At 56.5% G+C, this 23609-nt stretch carries 22 protein-coding genes and 1 other annotated feature; of the genes, 20 read left to right on the top strand and 2 right to left on the bottom strand.

The window, feature by feature from the left end; genetic code table 11:
* Positions 1–119: 119 nt before the first annotated feature.
* Positions 120–1193, bottom strand: a complete 1074-nt coding sequence (locus AC27KL_RS17575; RefSeq protein ID WP_487170489.1) for a M42 family metallopeptidase — start codon at positions 1191–1193, stop codon at positions 120–122.
* Positions 1194–1679: 486 nt separating this feature from the next.
* On the opposite strand from AC27KL_RS17575, the gene spoVAC reads away from it, so the two are divergent.
* The 17 genes from spoVAC to leuS all read left to right on the top strand — a co-directional run bounded on the left by spoVAC (position 1680) and on the right by leuS (position 18195).
* Positions 1680–2180, top strand: a complete 501-nt coding sequence (gene spoVAC, locus AC27KL_RS17570) for a stage V sporulation protein AC (RefSeq protein WP_339324034.1) — start codon at positions 1680–1682, stop codon at positions 2178–2180.
* The gene (gene spoVAD / locus AC27KL_RS17565; RefSeq protein ID WP_487170488.1) at positions 2177–3190 is read left to right on the top strand and encodes a stage V sporulation protein AD; all 1014 of its coding nucleotides are present in this window, start codon (positions 2177–2179) and stop codon (positions 3188–3190) included. Before spoVAC ends, spoVAD begins: the two co-directional genes overlap by 4 nt.
* Before the next feature lies 1 nt (position 3191).
* Positions 3192–3542 carry a stage V sporulation protein AE gene (spoVAE, locus tag AC27KL_RS17560; protein WP_036715182.1) on the top strand — a complete coding sequence of 117 codons (351 nt, stop codon included), beginning with the start codon at positions 3192–3194 and terminating at the stop codon, positions 3540–3542.
* 339 nt (positions 3543–3881) lie between these two features.
* A complete protein-coding gene (locus AC27KL_RS17555; protein ID WP_339324036.1) occupies positions 3882–4838 on the top strand; it encodes an AAA family ATPase in 957 nt (318 codons plus the stop codon).
* 5 nt (positions 4839–4843) lie between these two features.
* Positions 4844–6088 (top strand): DUF58 domain-containing protein, encoded by a 1245-nt coding sequence (locus AC27KL_RS17550; protein WP_487170487.1) that lies wholly within the window; start codon positions 4844–4846, stop codon positions 6086–6088.
* The gene (locus tag AC27KL_RS17545) at positions 6085–8310 is read left to right on the top strand and encodes a transglutaminase TgpA family protein (protein WP_487170486.1); all 2226 of its coding nucleotides are present in this window, start codon (positions 6085–6087) and stop codon (positions 8308–8310) included. Before AC27KL_RS17550 ends, AC27KL_RS17545 begins: the two co-directional genes overlap by 4 nt.
* A 142-nt stretch (positions 8311–8452) precedes the next feature.
* Complete coding sequence (locus AC27KL_RS17540; RefSeq protein ID WP_487170485.1) at positions 8453–8977, top strand: YqeG family HAD IIIA-type phosphatase; 525 nt, start codon at positions 8453–8455, stop codon at positions 8975–8977.
* Positions 8977–10104 (top strand): ribosome biogenesis GTPase YqeH, encoded by a 1128-nt coding sequence (gene yqeH / locus AC27KL_RS17535; RefSeq protein ID WP_212947279.1) that lies wholly within the window; start codon positions 8977–8979, stop codon positions 10102–10104. The genes AC27KL_RS17540 and yqeH overlap by 1 nt, the downstream gene beginning before the upstream one ends.
* A gap of 42 nt (positions 10105–10146) precedes the next feature.
* Positions 10147–11013, top strand: coding sequence for a shikimate dehydrogenase (locus AC27KL_RS17530; protein ID WP_339324041.1), 867 nt, complete (start codon positions 10147–10149; stop codon positions 11011–11013).
* Between the two features lie 56 nt (positions 11014–11069).
* Positions 11070–11360: a ribosome assembly RNA-binding protein YhbY gene (gene yhbY, locus AC27KL_RS17525; RefSeq protein WP_036715175.1), complete on the top strand. Its 291-nt coding sequence runs from the start codon at positions 11070–11072 to the stop codon at positions 11358–11360.
* A gap of 18 nt (positions 11361–11378) precedes the next feature.
* Positions 11379–11981 (top strand): nicotinate-nucleotide adenylyltransferase, encoded by a 603-nt coding sequence (nadD, locus tag AC27KL_RS17520; RefSeq protein ID WP_036715174.1) that lies wholly within the window; start codon positions 11379–11381, stop codon positions 11979–11981.
* The gene (yqeK, locus tag AC27KL_RS17515) at positions 11953–12531 is read left to right on the top strand and encodes a bis(5'-nucleosyl)-tetraphosphatase (symmetrical) YqeK (protein WP_036715173.1); all 579 of its coding nucleotides are present in this window, start codon (positions 11953–11955) and stop codon (positions 12529–12531) included. The genes nadD and yqeK overlap by 29 nt, the downstream gene beginning before the upstream one ends.
* A complete protein-coding gene (gene rsfS / locus AC27KL_RS17510; RefSeq protein WP_036715172.1) occupies positions 12528–12875 on the top strand; it encodes a ribosome silencing factor in 348 nt (115 codons plus the stop codon). Before yqeK ends, rsfS begins: the two co-directional genes overlap by 4 nt.
* Entirely contained in the window at positions 12872–13771 is a 900-nt protein-coding gene (locus AC27KL_RS17505; protein ID WP_339324042.1) for a CvfB family protein, read from the top strand. The genes rsfS and AC27KL_RS17505 overlap by 4 nt, the downstream gene beginning before the upstream one ends.
* Positions 13772–13819: 48 nt before the next feature.
* Positions 13820–14590 (top strand): class I SAM-dependent DNA methyltransferase, encoded by a 771-nt coding sequence (locus tag AC27KL_RS17500; protein WP_487170484.1) that lies wholly within the window; start codon positions 13820–13822, stop codon positions 14588–14590.
* A 254-nt stretch (positions 14591–14844) separates the two neighbouring features.
* Entirely contained in the window at positions 14845–15198 is a 354-nt protein-coding gene (locus AC27KL_RS17495) for a GNAT family N-acetyltransferase (protein ID WP_487170483.1), read from the top strand.
* A gap of 212 nt (positions 15199–15410) precedes the next feature.
* Positions 15411–15656, top strand: a binding site (T-box leader).
* Between the two features lie 100 nt (positions 15657–15756).
* The gene (leuS, locus tag AC27KL_RS17490) at positions 15757–18195 is read left to right on the top strand and encodes a leucine--tRNA ligase (protein WP_487170482.1); all 2439 of its coding nucleotides are present in this window, start codon (positions 15757–15759) and stop codon (positions 18193–18195) included.
* A 195-nt stretch (positions 18196–18390) separates the two neighbouring features.
* On the opposite strand, the gene comER is transcribed toward leuS, so the two are convergent.
* Complete coding sequence (gene comER, locus AC27KL_RS17485; protein WP_487170481.1) at positions 18391–19221, bottom strand: late competence protein ComER; 831 nt, start codon at positions 19219–19221, stop codon at positions 18391–18393.
* Positions 19222–19422: 201 nt separating this feature from the next.
* Between comER and AC27KL_RS17480 the strand changes: the two genes are divergently transcribed.
* From AC27KL_RS17480 to AC27KL_RS17470, 3 genes are all read left to right on the top strand, one after another.
* Positions 19423–20082, top strand: a complete 660-nt coding sequence (locus AC27KL_RS17480; RefSeq protein ID WP_487170480.1) for a ComEA family DNA-binding protein — start codon at positions 19423–19425, stop codon at positions 20080–20082.
* 55 nt (positions 20083–20137) lie between these two features.
* Complete coding sequence (locus AC27KL_RS17475; protein ID WP_036715243.1) at positions 20138–20656, top strand: deoxycytidylate deaminase; 519 nt, start codon at positions 20138–20140, stop codon at positions 20654–20656.
* Positions 20657–20773: 117 nt separating this feature from the next.
* The gene (locus AC27KL_RS17470) at positions 20774–23437 is read left to right on the top strand and encodes a ComEC/Rec2 family competence protein (RefSeq protein ID WP_487170479.1); all 2664 of its coding nucleotides are present in this window, start codon (positions 20774–20776) and stop codon (positions 23435–23437) included.
* The last annotated feature ends 172 nt before the right edge of the window (positions 23438–23609 follow it).

Genomic DNA, 23609 nt, shown 5'->3' with positions numbered 1-23609 from the left:
TGCTACTTTTTTTGTGAATTTTATGATTTTTTTTGTAAGCTTGGACAAAATCGGTTGATGCCAAACAAAAAACCGTCCTTCGTTCATAACGAATCGATCGGACGGTTTCTTTGGCGATACTACGCGTTTTCCAAAATCGTATTTAATGTCGTGCGGTCAAGGCCCTTCACCAGTTTGATCAAAAGCTCCTTCGCCGCGTCGTAATCGTCGGTGTGGATGATCGAGGACGACGTATGGATGTACCGGGAGCAGATGCCGATGACGGTCGACGGCACGCCGATGCCGCTCAAATGGACCTGCCCGGCGTCGGTGCCCCCCTGCGACACGAAATACTGGTATTTGATCTTGTGGGTCTCTGCGGTATCCTGCACGTATTCGACCAGGCCGCGGTGCGTCAGCATCGACGGGTCGAAAATGCGAAGAAGCACGCCTTGCCCGATGTGGCCGAAGGCGCTTTTATCCCCGGTCATGTCATTGGCGGCGCTTGCGTCAAGAGCGAAAAAGATGTCGGGCTGGATCAGGTTGGCGGACGTCCGCGCACCGCGCAGTCCAAGCTCCTCCTGTACCGTCGCGCCGCAATATAGCGTGTTCGGCAGCTTTTCCTTGTGCAGCGCCTCCAGCAGCTCGACGGCAAGGCCTACGCCGTAACGGTTATCCCACGCTTTGGCCATGATTTTTTTCGGATTGGAAAGCGGGGTGAATTCGCAAATCGGCACGATTTGCTGTCCGGGACGGATGCCGAACGATTCCGCATCCTCGCGGTTGTCCGCGCCCACGTCGATGTACATCGCTTTGATGTCCACCGGCTTGCTGCGCTGCGATTCGTCCAGCAGATGCGTCGGAATCGAGCCGACGACGCCGATCACGGGTCCGTTTGGCGTCATGATCTGCAGACGCTGGGCCAATACGGCCTGGCTCCACCATCCCCCCAGCGGCTGGAAACGGATCATTCCGGCGTCGGTAATGCCCGTCACCATGAAGCCGACTTCGTCAAAATGGCCTGCCACCATGACCTTCGGTCCCTGCTCGTCGCCGCGGAGCACGCCGAACAAGCTGCCGAGACGGTCTTGAACGAATTCCTGCGTATACGGGGCCATCAAATCCTTGACGTATGCCCGAAGTTCTTTTTCAAAGCCCGAAGCGGCCGGGAATTCGGTCAGCTTGCGGAATAAGTCCATTGTTTTTTGGTCCATGCTTTTGATCTCCTTTGCGCTTTGCTATCCGGATGGATGCCATCCTCATTTCTTATGTACTTCCCATTTTTATAGTATGAACTCCGCGAAGCGGATTGTCCATGTTGCCGCGGTGAAGCACCTCCCGCTTTTTCCCGAATACGATAGATATAGATGAACGCCCTGATCAGGTGCAGAAGGGAGCATCATGCCATGGAGTTCATACAGATGAACAAAGCGGTCATCCTTGTTTGCGTACTGCTTATTTTGCTTGTCATCGTTTTGATGTGTTTCTGATTGCCACGATGGCGAAAATCAGGAAGCTTTTGGCGTAAAACGGCTGCCCGTGAAGCTTGCGAGGCGGCTGTTCGCCGTCAGGAAGCATTTGCGCAAAATACATAACTCTCCTTCGCATGACAAATAATAAGCCACATCGAGGGCATTCCAACACAGCCGGACCGCGTATTTTTCCGTGAGCCCAAAAAAGAGGAAGAGGGGGTATCGCATTTGCCTGCGAGCACTAAAAAAGGCGCAAAATTTTCGCTGGACAACCTTTCGAGCCAAGATTACAAAAGCATAGCGCAAAAACACGAGCCGAAGCGGAGCATATTCAAAAATTGCATTTTGGCTTTTCTGATCGGCGGGGCCATCTGTTTGCTCGGACAAGCGATTCAGCAGGCTTTTATGGCTTTGTTCGACATGTCGACGAAGGAAGCGGCAAGTCCGACGGTGGCGGTGCTGATCATCATTTCCGTGATCCTGACGAGCTGCGGGGTGTATGACAAAATCGCCCAGGTCGCTGGGGCGGGGACCGCGGTTCCCGTTACGGGATTCGCCAACTCGATGTGCTCCGCCGCCTTGGAACACAAAGCCGAAGGATACGTCCTCGGCGTAGGCGCCAATATGTTCAAGCTGGCCGGATCCGTCATCGTGTTCGGCACCGTCGCCGCATTTTTCGTGGGGCTGGTATACGCCATTTTCGGACTGGAGGGAGTGCATCACCAATGAGGCTCAAGGGCCAGACTTGGGAGTTTCAGGCGAAACCCCGCATCCTTGCAAGCGCGACGGTCGTAGGCCCCGAAGAAGGCCAGGGACCGCTGGCCTCCGATTTTGACTATATTTACGATAATCTCGAAATCAACGAAAAAACGTGGGAAAAAGCCGAACGAAAGCTGCTGGAGCAGGCCTCCCAGCTGGCCGTCGTCAAGGCGGGGCTGACGAAGGAGCAAATCCAGTTTTTCATCGGCGGCGACCTGATGAACCAGATCATCAGCAGCACGTTTGCGGCAAGGACGCTCGGAGCTCCTTATTTGGGCGTGTTCGGAGCCTGCTCCACCTCGATGGAAAGTTTGGCGCTTGCGGCGCTGCTCGTCGATTCCGGGGCTGCCGAACGGGTGCTGGCCGGAACGACAAGCCATAACTGCACGGCGGAGAAACAGTTCCGCTACCCCACGGAATACGGGGCGCAAAAACCGCCCACCGCGCAATATACCGTGACGGGCTCCGGCTGCGGCATCGTCGGCAAAAGCGGGAACGGACCGGTCATCGCCAGGGCAACCATCGGCAGGGTCATGGATTTGGGAGTCAAAGACCCGTTCAACATGGGTGCGGCGATGGCGCCGGCGGCAGCGGACACGATCGAAGCCCATTTTCGGGATACCGGATTGACGCCGGGACATTACGACCTGATCGTTACCGGGGACCTTGCATCCGTAGGCCTGCCGATCGCCAAAGAGCTTTTGCAAAAAGCGGGCGTCCCCATGGACGAGACGGAGTTCGGCGATTGCGGCCTGATGGTATACGACCGTCAAAACCAGACTTACGTGAGAGCCGGGGGCAGCGGCTGCGGCTGTTCCGCCGTCGTCACTTACGGACATCTGCTGAAAAAAATGGCCAATAAAGAACTTAAAAAGGTGCTCGTCGTGGCGACGGGAGCGCTGCTGTCCCCGCTGTCCTACCAGCAGGGAGAAAGCATTCCTTGCATCGCCCATGCCGTGGCGCTGGAAATGGAGGATTGACATGCAATTTTTATGGGCATTTATCATCGGGGGATTAATTTGCGTCATCGGGCAAATCATGATGGACGCGTTCAAGCTGACGCCGGCGCACACGATGAGCACGCTGGTGGTGGCCGGGGCGGTCGCGGACGGGTTCGGCCTGTACGACCCCCTGGTCAAATTCGCCGGCGCCGGAGCGTCGGTTCCGATTACGAGCTTTGGAAGCTCGCTTGTGCACGGCGCGCTGTCGGAGCTGCAAAGGGACGGCTGGGTCGGAATCGTGACCGGGATCTTCGAGGTGACGAGCGCCGGGATATCGGCCGCGATCATTTTCTCGTTTTTGGCAGCCTTGATCGTCCGTCCGCGCGGATAACCGCCGTGTTTTTCAAAACTCAACAGCAACAGCAACAGCAAAGGGCTCTCCCTAGCAGCGTTCGAACTGCAGGGCGAGCCTTTTTTGCGTTGCGCGACCCGATGCAGGGGAGCGATTTTGGCGAGCCGGGATTTTTTGTTTCTTGATGCGTTCTTTGGCCCGGGGGAAGGGGAATGTCGAGGTATACGACGAATTTAGGAGTCCTGCACAATATACATTTCGGGAAAGGATCATGTACAATGTAAGATATATGCTTCTTATCTCAAGATTTAGCAATATTCGATGAACGATCATTCCCTTAATCCAACGATAACGAACGAAATAAGGAGGCACGGATCTATGCCCGTAAGCAGCGAATCCCTGCAAACCATTGCAGCCTTAAGAACGAACCTTGAATCCTGCATCTTAGGCAAAGCCTTTGAAATCCAGCTCTTGCTTACTGCTCTCCTGGCAGAAGGGCATATCCTGATCGAAGACGTCCCGGGAACGGGCAAAACCCAAATGATCAAGGCGCTGGCCAGATCCATGAGCGGCGATTACCGACGGGTGCAGTGCAATCCCGATATTCTCCCGAGCGACATTACCGGCGTATCGGTATTCCATCCCCGCGAAGAGAGGTTCTTTTTCCGTCCGGGGCCGGTGATGACGAACATCTTGCTCGCCGACGAAATCAACCGCGCGACGACAAAAACGCAGTCGGCCCTGCTTGAAGTCATGGAAGAACGGAACGTCACGGTGGACGGTGAAACGTACGAACTTCCCAAACCGTTTATGCTGTGCGCGACCCAAAACCCGATCGATTTTGAAGGAACATACATGCTGCCGGAGGCGCAGCTCGACCGGTTCATGATGAAGATCAGCCTGGGCTACCCGGATGCGGCGACAGAGCGAAACCTTCTCCTGAAGCATAAGCAGGGACAGCCTGTCGACCAATTGCAGCCGGTAACCCGGATGGACAACATCGCGGAGCTTCAGAAGGAAGTCCGGAACGTGTTCATCGACGAAGCCGTTGCCGACTATCTCCTGAACATCGTCCGCGCGACCCGCAAGCATCCTTCCGTCATGCTGGGCGCAAGCCCGCGCGCTTCGTTGTCCCTGATGATGGCAGGCAAAGCCTATGCGTTCATCCAGCAAAGGGATTTCGTGCTGCCCGATGACATCAAGGTGCTTTCGCCTTTCGTCCTTTCCCACCGCATCATCCTGCGTCCGGAATCCCGCCTCGAACACGTCAGCGCGGAATCGGTCGTGAAACAGATTTTGCAGCAGGTTCATGTGCCTGTGGCGCTGGAGCGTTGATCGGAATGAAGGCGCTGCTGACGACCTTAAGACCGATTTTGCGGAATGTCCGTTTCTGGATCGTGCTTGCGGTATGGGCTGCCAGCCTGCTGTTCGTGCTGTTTCAAGGCGGGAAAACGTCGCTGATGCTCCTTGTCATGATCTCCGTCCTTGTCGCGTATTTGATCGCCGGCGGACTTGGCGGCATCCGGCGGGTGCACGGGCGGCGGACCCTCTCCGCCGGGCTCGAGCAGGACCACACGCTGCAGGCGGGCGAGCAGGTGAAGGTAAGCCTGAACTTTGCCGTGCCGGGATTTTTGCCGATGCCGTACGTGGTGATCCGCGAAGTCATGAAAAGGCATAACGGGGAGACGTGGTCGTTCGAGGAAAGCGTCATCCCCGATTTTCGCGGCGGCGGCGAGCTGGTATTCCAAACGCCGCCGCTGGAGCGGGGGAGGTACTATTTCACCGAAACCCAGTGCGTGACCGAGGATATCTTCGGCTTCGTCGAACATAAAGGCACGTTCCATGTGCCCGGACAATTTCGGGTGTTTCCGCGCACGGTGCCCATCCCGGGCTGGCAGATGATCGACCGGAATTCCAGGCTTGCCGGGCCGCAGCGGTCGATCGCTTCCCGCCGGGAAACGACGCAGATCAACGGCGTCAGGGACTATGTCTACGGGGACCGGATTTCGCGGATCCATTGGAATGCCACGGCCAAAACCGGATCCTGGAAATCGAAGGAATTCGAATACGATTCGGTGCCCAAAATCATGATCGTGCTGGACGCGATCTCCGGGCATTACGCTTCGGACAAGCAGTTTGAGCTCGCCGTGTCGACCGCGGCCTCGCTCATTCATTACGCCATGCAAAAGAGGCTGTGCCTCGGGCTGCTGACGGCGGGAGAGCCGACGAAAATGTTCGTTCCGAGCGAAAATCCGGGCGAACTTCAGCGGATGATGCATCATCTGGTGGACGTGACGTCGGACGGTTTCGGCGAACTTCAGCCCAAGCTGGAGAAACACGCGCGGCTCATCCCGTCCGGATCCCTGCTCGTCCTGATCAGCCCGGAAAGCGGCGGCAAAACGCTGGAAACGCTGCGTTGGGCCGGAACGCGCGGGTTCACCCCTTCCCATATCCTGGTCGGTTCGTCCGGCGATGCCGGCAAGGAAAACGGCTGGGTTTCGATGCTTAAAGCGGCGGGAACGTTCGGCTGCGCCGTTGCCGACTTAAAGGATCTGCCCGCGGCATTGGGAGGAGGAGCGGCATGAGCGACTGGCTGTCTTTTGCGAAAAAATCGCTGTTTTATTCCTTGTCCATGTTTTGGATTTGGATCATAGGCCAGCAATGGATCTTTTTTATGGATTTTACGTGGTTTGAGGAAACCAAATCGATCGTATGGCTGACGATTACGTTCGTTGCCATCGCGGAAATGCTGCTTCCTATTAAAAGGATATACCGCGTTGTGCTTGAAGCCGTCGTTATTTTATACATCATTCACCGGGAGCTTGTCCGGTATTGGGTGTACACGCCTTCCGGCTCTTTTGCGGACAGGATCCGGCAGTACATCGAACATATGTCGCCTTACGTTTGGATTGCGCTCGGAGCGTGGCTGCTGATGGTGCTCAGCGCATCGCTTGTCGGCACGAAGCGCAGGATCCTTCTTTTTTCGGGGATGAACGTGATCGCGTTTTGCATTTTGGATTCCTTTACGCCCGTTAACCTTTGGCAAGAGGTGGCATGGACGGTTTTCGCTTCGCTCGGCTGGCTCGTCAGCGAGCATTTCCGTCGGTTCCAGGCCCGTTTTCCGGCCGGATGGCGGCGCCTGCGGAAGTACCCGGCCAAAATCCTGATCCATGCGGCCGTTTTGTTTTCCGTCATGTTCATCGCCGGCGTCAGCATGCCGAACGTTCCTCCGACGTTGACCGACCCGTATACCGCTTGGATCGATACTTCGGGCGGAGCGGGGGGCGCGTCCGATATCGGCGGCGAGCTCGATTCCGCCAAGGAGAGCAGTTCCTCGGGCTACAGCCGAAACGACAGCCGTTTGGGCGGGGGATTTAATTTCGACTATTCCCCCGTCATGCTGGTTCAATCCGACAAACGCGGCTATTGGCGCGGCGAGACGAGGCAAATTTATACGGGGAGCGGCTGGTCGGACCAGGGCGGCAAAGGCGGCTACGAGGAAGTGGAAGCGGGAGAGACGCTCCCGAGCGAAACCCCGCAAGCCCCCGAAACCGAAAAGCTGGAGCAGACGGTGACGATGCTTAGCGATAATGTCTATCCCGTGCTGTTCGGCGCTTACCACGTGTCCCAGCTCAAAAGCATCGACAACGCGGATGGGGGAAAATTGCTGTGGGACCCGCAGCAGTCGGCCCTGCACTGGACCACCTCGACCAAACAGCCGGAATATCCGAAAACGTATACGGTCGTCTCGGAGATCCCGGTCATTCCGGAGGATGAAATCCGCCGCAAAACGTTTAAGCAGCTCTACGGCGACCATGGCGTCGACGACAGCTATCTGCAGATTCCGAGGGACTTTCCGGAACGGACGCGCAAGCTTGCGGAGCAGGTGACGGCTTCGGCGGATACGCCGTATGAAAAAATCGGTTTGCTGCAAAACTACCTAATAAACAATTTCCGGTATACGAACCAGCCCGATTTGTCCGCCAAAACGAGCAAGGATTTCGTGGACGGCTTTTTGTTCGAAGTGAAGGAGGGGTACTGCGATTACTTCTCCACTTCCATGGTGATGATGGCCCGTTCGCTTCACATTCCCGCTCGCTGGGTCAAAGGGTATGCTCCCGGCATGCAGCAAGCGGATTCGGACATGATGAACCGCCAGGGCGGCGATTTTCCGGACGGCGGGACCTATACCGTAACCAATGCCGATGCCCACTCCTGGGCGGAAATTTATTTCGGCCCTTACGGCTGGATTCCGGTCGAAGCGACGCCCGGCTTCAATATGCCGCTGCTTACGCATGCGGAAGACAGCAAGCCCGTCACCGTTCCGGAGGCCGTCGAGGAGCAGGAGCCCGAGGTGCAGAAGGACGTGCAACCCGCGGAAACCGCACCGCAGCCGTCCGGCATTTCCGGCGCGGTCGTTCTCTGGACCACGATTGTGATCGTCGCCTTGTTTGCCGCATATTCCGCATGGTTGCTGCGGATTCCGCTCCGCTTCCTGCTCGTGGGCTTCCGGACGGGCCGGAAACTGACGCCGGACCAGAAGGTCGTCGTTTTGACGGAGCGGTGGCTCCGGAAGCTGAAGCGCAAGGGAATCCGCAGGGATTCGCACGAAACGCTGCGGGAATCGGTCAAAAGATGGAACAAGGACATGCCTGCATTGGCTCCTTCCCTGAACCGGCTGCTGGCGCTGTTCGAGAAGGCAAGATACAGCCCCGCGGCCGTCACCGAAGACGAATGGAAACAAGTTCACATGGTCAGCCGGGAGCTTTGGGATGCGTTCAAAAAGACGCAAGATTTTGCGGCATGACACGCGGGTTTATACCTGGCGCCCTCGCGGGCGCTTTCTTTTTGGAAAAGCCCGGAAACGGGCGATTTGCTTTCATCGGATTATTTTGCTAACTACGCGGATTATGGTATAGTTTGTCCTATGAAACTGAGGTGACAACAACTTGTTTGAAATGTTTATCCCTAAACTAAGGGTGGATACCGTATTTGATATCGATTTGGAGGACCTATACGCCAAAGGTTACCGGGGTATCATCACCGATCTGGACAACACGCTCGTCGGGGCCAAGGAACCGCTTGCGACTCCGGAGCTGGTCGCCTGGTTCGACCAGGTGAAAAAGATCGGGTTCAAGCTCGTCATCGTGTCGAACAACCGCATGGAGCGAGTGTCGGCGTTTGCCGCGCCGCTGAACATCGAATTCGTCCATGAGGCGCGCAAGCCCAGCAATGCGCCGTTCCGCAAAGCGATGAACATGATGGGGCTGACCGGTCAGGAAACGATCGTCGTCGGCGACCAGATGATGACCGACGTGTACGGCGGCAACCGCTTGGGACTTTTTACGGTATTGGTGCTTCCGATATCGGTCGGCGACGAGGGCTGGGGGACGAGGATCAACCGCCGCCTGGAGAAAATCGCCTTGAGGCGCTTGCGTAAAAAAGGACTATGGCTTGAGGAGGAAAAACGTTAATGAAAGGTCCGATCGAAGGACAAAGCGTCCAAAAATGCAGCGGCTGCGGCATTGGGCTGCAGACGCTGAATCCCGAATTGCCGGGGTACATTCCGGAGAAGTCGCTGGGCAGGGAACCCGTCGTTTGCCAGCGCTGCTTCCGCATCAAAAATTACAACGAAGCGTCTTCCGTAACGGTGGATCAGGATGAATTCCTGCGGCTTTTGAGCCAAATCGGCGGCAAGAACGCGCTCGTCATCCATATCGTCGATTTGTTCGATTTCGACGGCAGCCTGATCTCGGGCCTTCAAAGGTTCGTGGGCAACAATCCCGTCATTCTCGCCGTGAACAAAATCGACCTGCTGCCAAAAGTGACAAATTGGAATAAAATCATTAATTGGGTCCAGAAGCAATGCAAGGAACAGGGGCTTAAAACCGAAGAGATCATCCTTTGCAGCGCCAAAAAAAATCAAGGCTTCGACCGGCTGCTCGATGCGGTAGCCGAACGCCGGGGCGACCGCGACGTCTACGTCGTCGGAGGCACCAACGTCGGCAAATCGACGCTGATCAACCGGTTGATCCGCGATTACAGCGACCTTGATCAGGAACTGACGGTATCGCGTTATCCGGGAACGACGCTCGACATGGTCAGCATCCCGCTGGATGACGGGCATTTCATTATCGATACGCCGGGGATCGTATATCCATGGCGGTACAGCGAGCTTGTCAACCGCAAGGATTTGGGAACGATCATGCCGGAGAATCCGCTGAAACCGATGGTATATCAGCTGAACGAGGGACAAACGCTCTTTTTTGGCGGCATGGCCCGTTTTGACTTTATCCAGGGTGCCCGGCAGTCGTTCACCTGTTATGTCAGCGGCCGGCTGAACATTCACAGAACGAAGCTGGAGAAGGCGGACGCCCTCTACAAGGAGCATGCGGGAGAGCTTTTGTCTCCGCCGGATGCCGATCATCTCGGTGAGCTGCCGGAATGGACAAGGCATGAAATCCGCGTACCTAAAGGCAGCAAGCTCGATCTGTTCGTTTCCGGCCTGGGCTGGATTAAAGTCAACGGCGATCAAGGTGCCTTGACGGCCATCCACGCGCCGAAAGGCGTCAAGGTGGTTGCCAGACCGTCTTTGATTTAAGCGTAAGCTTTCGGAAAGATTACGGAGAGGCAGGATGAAGACATGGTAATCGAAACGGATTTGCTTGCAGGCACTGGCTCGCTGCTGCTCGGCGTGATCGGGGACCCGATCTCCCACTCCAAATCGCCGGCCATGCATCAGGCCGCGCTGAAGGCGCTCGGGGTGCCCGGGTCCTACGTTCCGATGCACGTCAAAAGCGGACAGGTGGGTGACGCGATCGCCGGGATCAAAGCCCTCGGCTTTAGGGGGATCAACGTCACGATCCCGCATAAGCTTGAGGTGATCCCGCACTTGGACCATCTCGACGAGACGGCTCTCCGGATCGGCGCGGTCAATACGATCGTGAACGACAAGGGCGTCCTCACCGGATACAACACGGACGGGATCGGCTACGTTCGCTCGCTGAAAGAAGAGGCCGCGCCCGATCTCAAAGGGAAAAAAATCATGGTGATCGGGGCGGGCGGCGCGGCCCGGGGCATCATCTACGCTTTGTCGCTGGAAGGCCCGGACCGAATCTGCGTGGCCAACCGGACGGCCGACAAGGCGGAAGCGGTAGCCGCCGAGTGGAAGGACCTTGCGGATATCCGCGGGATATCCATGGAGCAGCTGCCTGCGTACTTGCGGGATGCCGATATTTTAATCAATACGACTTCGGTCGGGATGCACCCGAACGTGTCGGACACGCCGGTGGAGGCGGACCTCGTACCGGACGGAATCGTTGTCAGCGACCTCATCTACAACCCGCTGAAAACGAGGCTGCTTGCGGAAGCCGAACAAAAAGGCTGCACCGTGCACGGCGGGCTCGGCATGTTCGTCAATCAGGGCGCGTATGCGCTCGAATACTGGACCGGGCTGCCGGCTCCGGTGGCCGCGATGCGAAACGCGGTGCTGAAGAGTATGTCGGAATAGACCCTTTTCGGGGAACAATAGAAGTACAGTCGAATATTAAGGAGTTATGATCATACATGCTAACGGGTAAGCAAAAACGTTATCTCCGGTCCCTTGCGCACCACTTGGAGCCGATCTTTCAAGTCGGAAAGGGAGGAACCAACGAACAGCTGGTGCGCCATATCAACGAAGCGATCGAGAAACGGGAATTGATGAAAATCAGCGTGCTGAACAACTGCATCGAAGACAAACACGATATCGCCGCGGAACTGGCGGAAAGCACCGGGTCCGAACTGGTGCAGGTCATCGGAAGCACGATTATTTTGTACAAAGAATCCAAAGACCACAAAACGATCGAATTGCCATAAAAGCGGGAGGGTTTCACCATGAAGGTAGGCATCATGGGCGGCACCTTTGATCCGATTCATATCGGCCATTTGCTGGCCGCCGAAGCGGCAAGGGATTCGTTCGGGCTTGACCAGGTCTGGTTCATGCCAAGCCACATCCCGCCCCACAAGGAACAGGCCGGAGCATCGGGAGAGGACCGGCTCGGCATGGTGGCCGAAGCGATTTCGGACCACCCCTGCTTCCGCACGTTGGACATCGAAATCAGGAGGGGCGGCGTTTCCTACACCATCGACACGGTGAAGGAAATCCGCAGCTCTTTTGAAGGCATAGAATTTCATTTTATTATCGGCGCCGACATGGTCAACTATTTGCCGAAATGGGAGGGCATCGAGGAGCTGGTGAACCTGATGACCTTCATCGGCGTGGGCCGGCCGGGGTCGACGCTGGACCTGGATGCGCTGCCCGGTTATTTGCAGGGCAAAGTGCATCTGGCAGACATGCCCCAGGTCGATATTTCGTCGACCGAAATCCGGGAAAAGCTGGCCACGGGACATTCGATCCGCTATATGGTAACGGACAGCGTCTACGACTATATCAGGAGGAGAGGACTGTATGGAATTCAGCCGCGAAGAACTGATTAAATCGGTTTCGGAGCAAATGCCCGCCATGCGCTGGAAACATACCCAAGGCGTCATGGAAACGGCCGTGAAGCTTGCGGAGCAATACGGGGCCGATCCGGTCAAAGCCGAACGCGCCGCGATATTGCATGACGTCGCCAAATATTGGCCCGTCAAGCAGATGGAGGCCGTGATCCGGGAAAACGATTTGTCCAAGGATCTGTTGTTTTACGACAAATCGTTATGGCACGCCGAGGTCGGGGCGTTTGTCGCCAAGCGCGATTACGGCGTGGACGATCCGGAAATTCTGGACGCCATCAAATATCATACATCGGGGCGAATCGGCATGACGCTGATGGACAAGGTGGTTTGCCTTGCCGACTATATCGAGCCCGGAAGGGATTTTCCCGGCGTGAATAATATCCGGCAACTGGCCCAACATAGCCTTGAAGAGGGATTGGTCGCCGGGTTCGATTCCACGATCAGCCTGCTCGTGTCGCGGCGGCAAATCATCTATCCGCTGACGGTTTTTGCCCGCAATGATCTTATTAAACAGTTGGAGGCGAATTCATGACCCTTACATCGGAACAATTGTTAAACCTGGCAGTCCAAGCTGCTGAAGATAAAAAAGCAATGAATATCGTGGCGCTCGATTTGAAAGGCGTATCGCTGATCGCGGACTATTTCGTCATTTGCCACGGGAACTCGGATACGCAGGTCCAGTCGATCACCACGGAAATCCGCAAACGCGTTCAGGAAGCCGGCTCGGAAATCCGGGGGATCGAAGGGATGAATTCCGCGCGTTGGGTGCTGATCGACCTTGGGGACGTGATCGTTCATGTCTTCCACCGGGACGAGCGCGACTACTATAACATCGAACGCCTGTGGTCGGACGCCAAGGTCGTGGAAACGGTATGAGCCCGATTGCAGGAACGATCCAAACCTATGAGGTCATGCGCGAGGTTTCGCCGTACGGGTACTTTTTGGATGCGGACGGGCAGGATCTGCTGCTGCACTATTCGGAGCTGACGCGGGAGATCAAGCCGGGCGACCGGGTCGAGGTGTTCATTTTTTACGATACCGAAGACCGTCTGGCCGCGACGATGAAAAAGCCGTATTTGACCCTTGGGGAAATGGCAAAGCTGGTCGTGGCCGACGTCCACCCCCGGCTCGGCTGTTTTCTCGAAATGGGGCTTGGCCGCCAGCTTCTGCTGCCGGTTCGCGAGCTGCCCGAAATGAAGGAGCTTCGCCCGCAGGTCGGCGACTCGGTATTCGTCATCATGGAGCATGACAAGCAGGGGCGCCTCCGCGCCAAACTGGCGGGAGAGCAGGAACTGTCGCAGCACGCCTTCAGGGCGCCGGGCTCCTGGCTGAACCAATGGTTCAAAGCCACCGTATACCGGCCGCTGCAGATGGGCACCTTCGTGATCGTCGACGGCGGCGTGGTCGGTCTCGGCGTCATCGGCATGATCCACTCCTCGGAGCGGGTCAGGCTGCTTCGTCTGGGCGAGGAAGTGGACGTTCGCGTAAGCCATATCCGCGAGGACGGCCGCGTCAACCTCTCCATGGCCCAGCGCAAGGAGATCGGCCGCGACGTCGATTCGGAGCGGATTTTGGCCTTCCTGAAGGAACGCCCTTCGGGAGGGATGCCCTATTCCGACGCAACGCCTCCGGACATTATCAAACAGCGCTTCGGGATCAGCAAGTCGGCCTTTAAGCGGGCCCTCGGCAAGCTGATGAAAGAAGGGCTGGTCACGCAAAAGGAAAGTTGGACGTATTTGGCGAAGCCGGATCAGGATCGGCAAGGCGAATAGCCTTCCCCTGTTTCCGGCGCGAAAGTGAAAAGAAAGTGCGGTGGCATCATGTCTTCTTACCGGAAATTTGCATATGTCTATGATCAGTTGATGGAGGACATGCCTTACCCCGATTGGCTCCGATTTGCCCGGGAGGCTTGGGAGAAGCATGGAAGCATGCCCAAAAGCGTCGTGGAGCTGGGGTGCGGCACGGGCAGCATCACGATACCGCTCGTCAATTCGGGCTTCGAGGTCATCGGGATCGACTTGTCGGCGGACATGCTGTCCGTGGCCAGAAGGAAAATGGAAGGCACGTCCCAAGGCAGCAGGCTTTACCGCGAAGGCTCCATCCGTTGGGTCCAGCAGGACATGCGGGAATGGGAAGTCCCGGAGCCGGTGGACGCGGTGATTTCTTTTTGCGACTGCTTCAGCTATTTGCTGGAGGAGCGGGACGTCGTTTCGGCATTTGCCCATACGTATCAGGGGTTGAAGCCGGGGGGGATTTTCCTGTTCGACGTGCATCACCCGAACACGATCATCCGCTATGCCGAGGAGCAGCCTTTCGTGTGGGACGACCGGTCGGTATCGTACATCTGGACATGCGAGCTGGACGCTCCCCGCTGCGAGATCGAGCATCATTTAAGCATTTTCGCCAAGGAGGACCAGAGCGATTTGTATCGCCGGTTCGAAGAAACGCATGTGCAGCGCGCCTACGATCCGGAATGGATGAAAACGGAGCTGGTGAAGGCGGGTTTCCGGGACGTCCAATGTTATGCGGATTTTAAGTGGGTGGAGCCCGGAGACGACGCCCAAAGGCTGTTTTACGTCGCGATCAAATAGATTGGCTACAAAAGGATAGAACGAGCCGGCCGTTGGAAATTGCATTTCCGGCGGGCCGGCTTTTTTGTTATTCAAAAGGTTTATGTTCCGTCAGTCCCCGCAATCTTCTGAATCGGTGTTGAAGCTGCGTCCCTATTTACAGGGTTAATCTGGATGGTCGTTATGCTGCGCCCGCTATTCGCTCGGGAGGAAACACGGAAGTCCGCGCCGAATACATACGTCGAACGGATGACGGAGTAAGAGGAGGAGTGGGCGTGACAGAAAACGCGGGAGAAGTTACGATCAGGGAGATCCGGCCAACCGATTATCGCGACGTTTATTGGCTGAACGTGGATTTCAACCCTAATTTCCGCACGTTTTCGGAAGAGAGGGTCAAGCGGCGGATCGAAATCATTGCAAGCAAAACCAAAGACGTCGTTTTTGTTGGCGAGCGGGACGGCCAGGTGATCGGATACATCCACGGAAGTCCGTATGAGCTGCTTTTTTCGGACTCCTTGGTTAACGTTTTGGGGTTTGTCGTTAAAAAGGAGCTTCGCAATCAAGGAATCGGAAGCTTGTTGATCGGAAGGCTTGAGCAGTGGGGAAGGATAACGGATTTTCCGGGATAAAGCTGCTGTCCCATCCCAGCAGAACGCAGGCCCACCGGTTTTACGAAAACCGCGGCTACGTTTTTACGAAGGACCAAAAAAATTTCATCAAAACTTTCTTCTGACGCACGGCATTAGACTTTAGGAGAAGGAAGCCCGAAAAAGTGAGCGGATTGACTAGAATTCGGGTTTTATATATAATATGACTTAATGTTTGACAACAATTTCATGACATGATGGCAATGATGAGGGGTAGTAGTTTCGGCGGTGTCACCCAGAGAGCCGGCGGTCGGTGCAAGCCGGTTGACGAAGCGGAATGAACTCGCCTCGGAGTCATGGTTTGAACGGGGGACGGATGAACCCTCCTTTCGTGAAAAACCATCGCCTCACCTCCGTTAAGGGTGCAAAGGGAGCGGAAGCAAAGCATGTTTTCCGTTAACTAGGGTGGTACCACGGGAATCAAACCTCTCGTCCCTAGCGCTAATACGCTATGGATTGCAGAGGTTTTTTTAATGAGATTCACGCGAATGATGCGGCCGCGCAAGGCGTCCGCCTGACTGTATGAGGGGGCATTAGTAGATGAGTGACAATCAGCAGGCTCAGGGGTATCATCCCCAGTCGATCGAGCCGAAGTGGCAAAAGTATTGGGATGAGCACCATACGTTCAAAACGGGCGAAGATCCCGGCAAACCGAAATTCTATGCGCTGGACATGTTTCCGTATCCGTCCGGCGCCGGCCTTCACGTAGGCCATCCGGAAGGATATACGGCGACCGACATCGTATCCCGCTATAAAAGAATGCGCGGCTACAACGTGCTTCATCCGATGGGATGGGACGCGTTCGGCCTGCCGGCCGAGCAGCACGCGCTCGATACGGGCGAACATCCGCGCGACATCTCGGTCAAAAACATCAACAATTTCCGCCGCCAGATCAAATCCCTCGGGTTCTCCTACGACTGGGACCGCGAGATCAGCACGACGGATCCGGAATACTACAAATGGACGCAGTGGATTTTCATCCAGCTGTACAAAAAAGGCCTCGCTTACGTGGCGGAACTTCCCGTGAACTGGTGTCCGGCTCTGGGCACGGTGCTTGCGAACGAAGAAGTCATCGACGGCAAAAGCGAACGCGGCGGCCATCCGGTCATCCGCAAGCCGATGCGGCAATGGGTGCTGAAAATCACCGAATACGCCGAGCGCCTGCTTGAAGATTTGGAGGAGCTCGACTGGTCCGAAAGCATCAAGGACATGCAGCGCAACTGGATCGGCAAATCCAAGGGAGCCGAAGTGAATTTCGCCATCGAAGGCCATAGCGGCCAGTTGACGGTATTTACGACGCGTCCGGACACGCTGTTCGGCGCCAGCTACTGCGTGCTGGCTCCCGAGCATGAGCTCGTGGCCGAAATCACGACGCCGGAGCAGCAGGAAGCGGTCAAAGCGTACCAGGACCTTGCCGCCCGCAAAAGCGATCTGGAGCGCACGGATCTGGCCAAGGACAAAACCGGCGTATTCACGGGCGCCTATGCCGTCAATCCGGTCAACGGCGCGAAACTGCCGATTTGGATCGCCGATTACGTCCTCGCGGGTTATGGAACGGGGGCCATCATGGCGGTGCCGGGCCACGACACGCGCGACTGGGAATTCGCGAAGCAATTCGGCCTGGACATCATTGAGGTCGTCAAAGGCGGCAACGTGCAGGAAGAGGCTTACACCGGTGACGGCGAACACGTCAATTCCGGATTCCTGGACGGGCTGGGCACCGAAGAAGCGATCGCCAAAATGATCGCATGGCTCGAAGAAAACGGCAAAGGCCAAGGCAAAACGACCTACCGCCTGCGCGACTGGCTGTTCAGCCGCCAGCGTTATTGGGGCGAACCGATTCCGATCCTCCACCTCGAAGACGGAACGATGAAAACCGTGCCGGAAGACCAGCTTCCGCTGATGCTGCCGGACATCGACCAGATCAAGCCGTCGGGAACCGGGGAATCCCCGCTTGCGAACGTGACCGAATGGGTGGAAACGGTGGATCCGGAAACCGGCATGAAAGCGCGCCGCGAGACCAACACGATGCCGCAATGGGCCGGAAGCTGTTGGTATTACCTGCGGTTTATCGATCCGCACAACAAGGAAGCGCTCGTTTCGAAGGAGAAAGAGCGCGAGTGGATGCCGGTCGACCTCTACATCGGCGGCGTCGAGCACGCGGTGCTTCACCTGCTGTACGCCCGTTTCTGGCATAAAGTGCTTTACGACCTGGGCGTGGTCAGCACGAAGGAGCCGTTCCAAAAGCTGGTCAACCAAGGCATGATCCTGGGCACGAACAACGAAAAAATGAGCAAATCGCGCGGCAACGTCATCAACCCGGACGAAATCGTCGAAACCTACGGCGCGGATACGCTCCGCATCTATGAGATGTTCATGGGGCCGCTGGAAGCGACGAAACCTTGGAACGAAAACGGCGTGGAAGGCGCGCATCGCTTCCTGTCTCGCGTATGGCGCCTCGTCGTCAACGACGACGGCAGCCTGAATCCGAAACTGACGGACGGCGAAGGCAGCGACGATTTCAAACGCGTATGGCATAAAACGATCAAAAAAGTGACCGAAGACATGGAGCATATGCGTTTTAACACGGCCATCAGCCAGCTGATGATTTTCATTAACGACGCCTACAAAGCCGACTCGCTTCCGCGCAAAGCGATCGAGGACTTCACGCAGCTGCTGTCGCCGTTTGCGCCGCATATCGCCGAAGAGCTGTGGGAGCGCCTCGGGCACGAGGGATCGATCACGTACGAACCATGGCCTGTTTTCGACGAAGCTTGGACCGTGGATGCCGAAGTGGAAATCGTGATCCAGGTGAACGGCAAAATCGTACAGCGCGCCAAAATCGCCAAAGACATGAGCCAGGAGGCCATGCAGGACTTCAGCCTGTCCCAGGAGAACGTGCAGGCAGCCATCGCCGGGAAGACCGTGCGCAAGGTGATTGCGGTTCCGGGCAAGCTCGTCAATATCGTAGCGAACTAAATGCATATTTTGAGGATGCCGCGAAATCCCGAGCTCGTCCAAAGCTTGGCATAAACGCTGCGGCATCCGAAACAGGGTTTAAAAGCATTAAATCCCCGTACATTCGTACGGGGATTTTTGTTTCCCAAGCCCTCTTGGACAAGGATGAACCTGATCCGGCTAGCGGAATTGCGGTGTCTGGAGGAGCATGCACGGCTATGTTTTCGTATCGCTCATGAGTTCGTCGCATTTATTCAAATCCTCTTCGTATTTGGCATGGGTGGTAGCGATCAATTGATGAAACACGCCGTTCAAGCTTTGCCTGAGCAGCGCAAGCGCTTCGGCGGTGATGCCGCCGGGCACGGCGACCCTTTCCTGAAGGTCCAGAGGATGGAAACCGCCTTCCGTGAGCAGCTTGCCCGTTCCAAGCAGCATTTCCCCGGCTAGGGAGATGGCTTGTTCGCGCCCGATCCCGGTCATTTCTACGGCGGCTTCGACCCATTGGTCGAGGAAAAAGCTGATAAATGCAGGGCCGCAGCTGGAGAAATCCGAGGAAATACGGACATGCGACTCCTCGATTTCAAGCGGTTCGCTGATGGCGCCGAGCAGCTTTTCAAGCACGAGCCTGTCTTCCGGAGCGATGCGGGTGCCGTACATGCATAAGGAAGCCCCGCTTAAGGTCAAATGCGTGATGCTCGGGATCACTTTGGCGATTTTGCAGGCAAGAGCTTGTTCCAGATGACGAATTTGCACCGGGCTCGTAATGGACACCAGCATCTGGTCCTGCCTGACTTCATCTTTGATCTCTTCCACTAAGGCTTTATACTGAAGCGGTTTTACGCATATGAATACGATATCGCTGTTTTTTACGGTTTCCGCGTTGCTGCTGCATACGTTTAGACCGGGGTGGCGCTGAGCGAGCAAAGCGACTTTTTCTGCCGTACGGTTGCTGGCGAAAACTTGATTTGGCATAAGCGCACCGGAAGTCATGAAGGCGTCGATCAACACGCTTCCCATACTGCCGGTTCCGATGAATCCCACCTTCATATGCTTTCCCTCCTTTCGTGCTTTACGGTAACGGCGCAGTCCTTCTTTTTAATGTATGCAGGTGGGCCTGTACGTCATGACGGTTTTCGGCAGGAAGAGGCTTTTGCCGGACGCCTTTATTGGCAGCGCAGGATCATCCCTAGTCTCGCGGCAGGATCGAAACGGGGTCGGCCGCAGTTTATTAAAAAATGAGGTGTTCGTATGAAAAAATGGACGCTGGCGATCAGCGCATGCTGCGCGATATTGGGAAGCGCAGCCATCTTGCTTTCAGGCCTCAAAACCGAAAAGGGCATCGAGGGCTGGGAGCCGTTAAACAACAATCTCGCAAGCGCTTTGGAAGGGGAGCGAATGCCGGAGTCGAAGAGCGGCGGCGGGCAAGACCCTTCCGGGGCCGGAAAAACCGGGAAGGAAAACATCGGCGCGGAAAACGCCGCAAGTGCTGCCCAAAGCCGGCAGCCCAAGCAGTCCGTGCAAACAGAGCTTCAGACCGCCCAGGCAACAGCTTCGGTACCGGAACCGCAAGCGGGCAGCAACGTCGCCGCCAAAACGGGCACTGACAGCCCTGCCGGGGAAGCTGCGCCGCCCGGACCCGGGAGTTCGCCTGTACATGCCGCGCCCGACAAGGCCGCCGGAGACCCGGAAACGAACTCTCCGGAAGGCCCATCGGGTCCCAAGGTCAATATTAATACCGCCCAGGCTGCCGAACTGATGACCATTCCGGGCATCGGCGCCAAAAAAGCGCAGGCGATCATCGATTACAGGAACGAACGCGGGCCGTTCAAGAGGGTCGCGGATTTGGACAAGGTAAAGGGGATCGGCCCGAAAATGCTTGAAAAAATAAAGCCTTACATAGTGCTTTAGCCCGGAGATGTGCTACAATAAGACAAACATTCTATGACAAACAAGGTGATAACAGGTGAACGTCGAAACACGAAAAGACTGGGATACATACTTTATGGACATTGCTTACATGGTGTCGACGCGTTCCCGCTGTCCCCGCAGGCATGTCGGGGCCGTGCTCGTTCAGGGCAAAAAGCTGCTCGGTACGGCATACAACGGCGCGCCGATGGGCGTTCCCGATTGTTCGGAGGCCGGCTGCATGATCGCGGAGGAGATCGAAATGATCGAGCAGGACGGCAGGCAGGAAATGGTCAAAAAGCAGCGCTGCGTGCGCACGATCCATGCCGAGCAGAATCTGCTGCTGTTTACGGACCGGATCGACCGGGAGGGCAGTTCGGTATACGTGACGGACGAGCCGTGCTGGACTTGCGCCAACATGCTCGCGAACAGCGGCGTGACGGAAATCGTGTTTCACCGTGCCTATCCGAAGGATTCGGATAAGGTGACGGAGATGATGAAGCAGAAAGGGATCGTTTTCCGCAAACTGTCATCCTACGAACCACCGCGCGAAACGGTCATGACCGTTTGCAATTAACGAAAATATCGATTGTCCATGATATGCTTTTCGAGGAAGGACCTCTGCCAAAGCGGCGATTGACCGCAGGCAGGGGTTTTTGTTTTTTACTCGCGATGAGCCGGATAGGAGGAGTGAATGAACGTGAAGGGAAGGCCTTTAATCGTCGGAACGGCCGGTTGGCTGGCCGGGAGCAGCCTTGCTTGCGCTTTTTCGGACGCGCGGCTGCTTTACATCTGGATGGGACTGACGCTTCTGCTCGTCGCTGCCGTGCTGCTGCACCGGAAGCTGCTGCGGAGCATGCTGATCGCCTGGATCGCGGTAACCTTGTCGGGCGCATACTGGCTGTGGCATGACGCGCGGAACGTCACGGCCCTGCCGGAGGCGCTGGCTGCGGCTGCGGACGAATTAAACGGGATGCCGCTGCATGCCGAGGGGGTCATCGTCTCTTCCGTCGACGTGGACGGGGATCGGGCGGACTTCCAGGCTGAATTGCGGAAGGCGAGCCGAAGCGCGGAGGGGCATGGGGGCAGGGGGTTGCCGCCGTCCGAAGGATTTCGGGAACGCGTTATGGTTCAAGTCAAACTTCTAAGCAAGGAGCAGCAGGACGCAGCCCGCAAGTGGCAGCGGGGAGACCAGGTCAAGCTGGACGGGACGCTGGAGCTTCCCGGAAACGCCCGCAATTTCGGCGCTTTCGATTACGCGGCTTATCTGCGGACGCAGCACATCCACTGGCTTTTTAAAACGAAAGGGAGCGAACATGTTCAGGTTTCCCTGCCGGTTTCGCCTTGGAGCACGCTGACGGTTTTCCGGTGGAACGATCATGCCCGCAGCGGGCTTGGGGATAAAATCGGCCAAATTTTTCGGGAGCCCCACGCCGGATATATGAAAGGCCTGCTGATCGGCATGCAGGACGATATCGACCCCGTAACGTACACGCAGTTTTCGCAGCTGGGCCTGACGCATATTTTGGCGATCTCCGGGATGCATGTCGCGGTATTCGTCGCCAGCCTGCTGTTTATTTTTTCCTTATTCAAAATAACCCGCGAAAAGGCCCTTCTGATGGCTATGCTGCTGATTCCCTTGTACGTCCTTTTGTCGGGGGTGAGCCCATCGGTCGTTCGGGCGGGCATCATGGGCATGATCGGGCTTTATGCCGCGAGAAAAGGATGGCTGAAGGACGGACTGAACGTGTTGGCGGCAGCGGCGCTTGCGATGATGCTGTGGAATCCGTATTACCTGCTGAGCGTCAGCTTCCAGCTTTCATTCCTGGTCACGGCCGGGCTGATGGTGTACGTTCCGCTGATGAGCCCGCTCCTTCGCTTTTTGCCGAAGCGCATCGCCGGAGCCGTCAATGTGACGCTGGTCGCCCAGCTGGTCTCATTCCCGCTGACCATTTATTACTTTAACCAGTTTTCCCTGCTGTCGTTTGCAGCCAACTTCGTGCTGGTGCCGTTTATTACCTTCCTTACGCTCCCGCTTGGCGCGGCCGCGCTGCTGTTTGGCTGGATCTGGTTGCCGGCGGGCAGGGCATTGGGGCGGGCCGCGGAGCTGACGAGCGATTGGACGTTCCGTCTTGTCCGTTGGCTGAACGGTTTCCCGCAGTTCGTCACGATATGGAAATCGCCGTCTTTCATGTGGATTGCGGCTTATTTTGTTTTGATGTACCTGTTTTTATTTATAGCGAACCGGCAGACGGGAAGGCGCGAAGCCCGGCAGGCGGAAAACGCCGATGACGAAACGGCGGAGCTTGAAGGGAAGGGGAGTTCCTTGGATCCGGATGATGCTGCGCCTAATAAGAGGAAAACGAGAGCCGCGCTTGCCGGAATTATGCTTGCTTTTCTGTTTCTGATATATTGGGAGTATCGGCCTACATCTTTGCACGGGGCGGGGCTCGTACAGTTTCTGGACGTGGGGCAAGGCGACAGCATCCTGATCACGACTCCGGAGGGACGGAACATTCTCGTGGACGGGGGCGGCACGGTCAGCTTCCGCAAGCCCGAAGACGGCTGGAAGGATCGGAAAAATCCGTTTGAAGTCGGCGCCAAGGTGGTCGTCCCCCTGCTCAAGCAGCGGGGAATCCACCGTTTGGATGCGGTGATCGTTACGCACGGAGACCAGGACCATGCGGGGGGCTTGCAGGCGGTTTTGGATCAAATCCCGGTAAAGGCCTTTCTGTTCAACGGAACGCTTTCAGGAACGAAGTCCTTCGACAAGCTGATCGGTACGGCCCTGGAGCGGCGCATTCCCGTGTATGCCGTCCATCAGGGCATGAAGCTGAAGCCGGACAAGCATACGGAGCTTGCCTTCATTTCGCCGATGCTGGACGGCGCGGAGCAGGAAGAGGTTCCGGTGGAAAAAAGCCAAAACCATCTATCGGTGGCGTTTGTGCTGACCATGAACGAAAGGAAGCTGCTGTTTACGGGCGATATGGACCAGGCTGCCGAAGAGGACGTGCTCGGTTGGGCCGGCAGCGGCGTTCAAGCGGCATCGGACCCGCGCTCGTCCGGTGATGCCGGCGGGGCCGATCGGCCCGGCGAAGGCATCGATGTCATCAAAATCGCCCATCACGGCAGCAAGTCGTCCACCGGCGAGGAATGGCTCCGGCATTGGCGGCCGAAAGCCGCGGTCATATCGGCGGGCGTGAACAACTTATACGGCCATCCGCATGCCGATGTCGTGCGGCGGATCGAACGCGATGGGGCCCGCTTGTTCCGGACGGACCAAAACGGCGAAGTCCAAATGCGGATCCGTGCCGAAGGCATACAAATCCGAAGCAAATTCGGTCCTTTCCGCCAATGAATTCCAGCAGGGCGTACAAGGCCCGGACACATGACGGAATTGACACCAATACGTCAGGAAATCGTTCCGATTCTGACAAAATCTTAAAGAATTAAAAGGGAAAAACTCGTAAAATGGATGAGTTGCGTAAGCGATCATGTTTCTTGGTGACGGGCTCACTAGAATTTGGTAT

The sequence above is a fragment of the Paenibacillus sp. YAE3 genome, assembly GCF_057546105.1.
This window is presented reverse-complemented; position numbering and strand designations above follow the sequence as displayed.

Coding starts and splice junctions, on each gene's coding strand:
- AC27KL_RS17575 (WP_487170489.1), bottom strand. CDS start 1,193: ATGGACCAAAAAACAATGGACTTATTCCGCAAGCTGACCGAATTCCCG.
- spoVAD (WP_487170488.1), top strand. CDS start 2,177: ATGAGGCTCAAGGGCCAGACTTGGGAGTTTCAGGCGAAACCCCGCATC.
- spoVAE (WP_036715182.1), top strand. CDS start 3,192: ATGCAATTTTTATGGGCATTTATCATCGGGGGATTAATTTGCGTCATC.
- AC27KL_RS17555 (WP_339324036.1), top strand. CDS start 3,882: ATGCCCGTAAGCAGCGAATCCCTGCAAACCATTGCAGCCTTAAGAACG.
- AC27KL_RS17550 (WP_487170487.1), top strand. CDS start 4,844: ATGAAGGCGCTGCTGACGACCTTAAGACCGATTTTGCGGAATGTCCGT.
- AC27KL_RS17545 (WP_487170486.1), top strand. CDS start 6,085: ATGAGCGACTGGCTGTCTTTTGCGAAAAAATCGCTGTTTTATTCCTTG.
- yqeH (WP_212947279.1), top strand. CDS start 8,977: ATGAAAGGTCCGATCGAAGGACAAAGCGTCCAAAAATGCAGCGGCTGC.
- AC27KL_RS17530 (WP_339324041.1), top strand. CDS start 10,147: ATGGTAATCGAAACGGATTTGCTTGCAGGCACTGGCTCGCTGCTGCTC.
- yhbY (WP_036715175.1), top strand. CDS start 11,070: ATGCTAACGGGTAAGCAAAAACGTTATCTCCGGTCCCTTGCGCACCAC.
- nadD (WP_036715174.1), top strand. CDS start 11,379: ATGAAGGTAGGCATCATGGGCGGCACCTTTGATCCGATTCATATCGGC.
- yqeK (WP_036715173.1), top strand. CDS start 11,953: ATGGAATTCAGCCGCGAAGAACTGATTAAATCGGTTTCGGAGCAAATG.
- rsfS (WP_036715172.1), top strand. CDS start 12,528: ATGACCCTTACATCGGAACAATTGTTAAACCTGGCAGTCCAAGCTGCT.
- AC27KL_RS17505 (WP_339324042.1), top strand. CDS start 12,872: ATGAGCCCGATTGCAGGAACGATCCAAACCTATGAGGTCATGCGCGAG.
- AC27KL_RS17500 (WP_487170484.1), top strand. CDS start 13,820: ATGTCTTCTTACCGGAAATTTGCATATGTCTATGATCAGTTGATGGAG.
- leuS (WP_487170482.1), top strand. CDS start 15,757: ATGAGTGACAATCAGCAGGCTCAGGGGTATCATCCCCAGTCGATCGAG.
- comER (WP_487170481.1), bottom strand. CDS start 19,221: ATGAAGGTGGGATTCATCGGAACCGGCAGTATGGGAAGCGTGTTGATC.
- AC27KL_RS17480 (WP_487170480.1), top strand. CDS start 19,423: ATGAAAAAATGGACGCTGGCGATCAGCGCATGCTGCGCGATATTGGGA.
- AC27KL_RS17470 (WP_487170479.1), top strand. CDS start 20,774: ATGAACGTGAAGGGAAGGCCTTTAATCGTCGGAACGGCCGGTTGGCTG.